The sequence below is a fragment of the Streptomyces synnematoformans genome (genome assembly GCF_039531005.1).
GTDB lineage: Bacteria > Actinomycetota > Actinomycetes > Streptomycetales > Streptomycetaceae > Streptomyces > Streptomyces synnematoformans.
In genome coordinates, this window is sequence record NZ_BAAAPF010000605.1 from 1 (window position 1) to 1,855 (window position 1,855).

The 1,855-nt window shown below is 74.1% G+C and carries 4 protein-coding genes; 3 read left to right on the forward strand and 1 reads right to left on the reverse strand.

Annotated elements, in window-relative coordinates:
* The coding region (locus ABD317_RS36455; RefSeq protein ID WP_344296279.1) for a class F sortase at nucleotides 1-496 on the forward strand (496 nt) is incomplete at its 5' end.
* Here ABD317_RS36455 and bcp read toward each other — a convergent pair.
* Nucleotides 474-959 carry a thioredoxin-dependent thiol peroxidase gene (bcp, locus tag ABD317_RS36460; RefSeq protein ID WP_027754291.1) on the reverse strand — a complete coding sequence of 162 codons (486 nt, stop codon included), beginning with the start codon at nucleotides 957-959 and terminating at the stop codon, nucleotides 474-476. The genes ABD317_RS36455 and bcp overlap by 23 nt on opposite strands.
* Before the next feature lie 114 nt (nucleotides 960-1,073).
* On the opposite strand from bcp, the gene ABD317_RS36465 reads away from it, so the two are divergent.
* Nucleotides 1,074-1,418 (forward strand): DUF3618 domain-containing protein, encoded by a 345-nt coding sequence (locus tag ABD317_RS36465; RefSeq protein WP_027754292.1) that lies wholly within the window; start codon nucleotides 1,074-1,076, stop codon nucleotides 1,416-1,418.
* A 55-nt stretch (nucleotides 1,419-1,473) separates the two neighbouring features.
* Nucleotides 1,474-1,776, forward strand: coding sequence for a co-chaperone GroES (locus ABD317_RS36470; RefSeq protein WP_051438260.1), 303 nt, complete (start codon nucleotides 1,474-1,476; stop codon nucleotides 1,774-1,776).
* Nucleotides 1,777-1,855 lie beyond the last annotated feature (79 nt).

A 1,855-nucleotide genomic window follows, 5' to 3' on the forward strand; every position in this document is an offset into this window, starting at 1 on the left:
GCGACGCCCGCGGGCGCCGAACCGGCCGCCGAGCCGGGCAGCGGGCGTCGCGGTGCCGTCGGTGGGGATCGAGGGTCCGGTCGTCAGCCGCGGGCTGGACGGGGACGGCGCGGTCGAGGCGCCGCCGTTCGGCAACGCGAACGAGATCGGCTGGTACCGCGGCGGCGCGCGGCCGGGCGCCGCCGGCGTCGCGGTCTTCGTCGGGCACATGGACACCCGCGCCAAACCGGCGGTGTTCTACCGGCTGGGCGACGTGCGGCCCGGCGAGGAGGTCACGGTGACGCGCGCGGACGGGCGCACCGCCGTGTTCACCGTGGAGCGGGTGGAGACCGTCGCCAAGGACGACTTCGACGCCCAGCGCGTCTACGGGCAGCACAAGCGCGGCCGGGCCGAGATCCGCCTGCTCACCTGCGGCGGCGCGTACGAGCCGGAAGAGAGGTCCTACACGGGCAACCTGGTGGTCTCCGGCTACCTCACGCGGACGGGGACGGGCTGATGTCGAGGTCCTTGAGGAGCTTCGCGACGTGACCGGTGGCCTTGACGTTGTAGAGCGCCCGTTCGACGGTGCCCTTCTCGTCCACGACGACGGTGGAGCGGATGACGCCGGTCACCGTCTTTCCGTAGAGCTTCTTCTCGCCGAAGGCCCCGTACGCCTCCAGCACCGCCTTGTCGGGGTCGCCCACGAGGGTCACCCGCAGGGACTCCTTCTCCCGGAACTTCGCCAGCTTCGCGGGCTTGTCCGGCGAGACGCCGATGACGTCGTAGCCGGCGGCGGCGAGCACGTCGAGGTTGTCGGTGAAGTCGCACGCCTGCTTGGTGCAGCCGGGGGTGAGCGCGGCCGGGTAGAAGTAGACGACGACCTTGCGGCCGCGGTGGTCGGCGAGCGACACGTCCTTGCCGTCCGCGTCCGGGAGGGTGAAGTCGGGGGCGGTGTCGCCGGGCTGCAGTCGCTCGCTCATGGTGTGCTTTCCCTACTCCTCGGTGCGGGGCGGATGTCGCACCCGAGCGTAACGGCTGACAGACTGTCGACCAGCAGGTCGCCCAACAGACGGAGCGAGGACGGAGGCACCGCGGTGTCGGACGGCAGGACTCCCGCGCAGATCGAGGCGGACATCGCCCGCCGGCGGCAGGATCTCGCCGCGACGCTCGACGAGATCTCGCTGCGGGTGAGCCCCTCGACCCTGGTGGGCGAGGCGAAGGCGCGGACGAAGGGCGCGGTGGACCGCACCGCGGGGCAGGCGTTCGTGGTCGCGAACCGGGCCGTGACCAGTGCCCGCGGCGTGCTCGTCGCCCCCGACGGCGCCCCCCGGCTGGAGCGGATCGTGCCGGTCGCGGTCGCCGCCGTGGCCGTGGCCGGGCTGCTCGCCGTGGGGTCGCGGCGGCCGAAGAAGACCCGGGGCAGGCGTCGGGGCCGCTGACGACGCGGGTACCGTCGGGTACGTGAATACGCCCCACGACAAGCTGCCCATCCGGATGCTCCACGACCGGGTACTCGTCCGCACCGACGCCGCGGAGGGCGAGCGCCGGTCCAGCGGCGGCATCGTCATCCCCGCGACCGCGGCCGTGGGCCGCCGGCTGACCTGGGCGGAGGTGGTGGCCATCGGGCAGAACGTCCGGACGGTCGAGCCGGGCGACCGGGTGCTGTTCGACCCGGAGGACCGCGGCGAGGTCGAGGTGCGGGGCGTGGGCTACGTGCTGCTGCGCGAGCGCGACCTGCACGCGGTGGCCTCGGAGCGGCTGGAGGGCACCGAGGACTCCACGGGCCTGTACCTGTAACGGCGCCCCCGGCCGCACCCCCTACTGCGGCACCGGCGGCGCCGCGCCCGCCGGTGCCGCCGGTGCGGGCTGCGCCGGG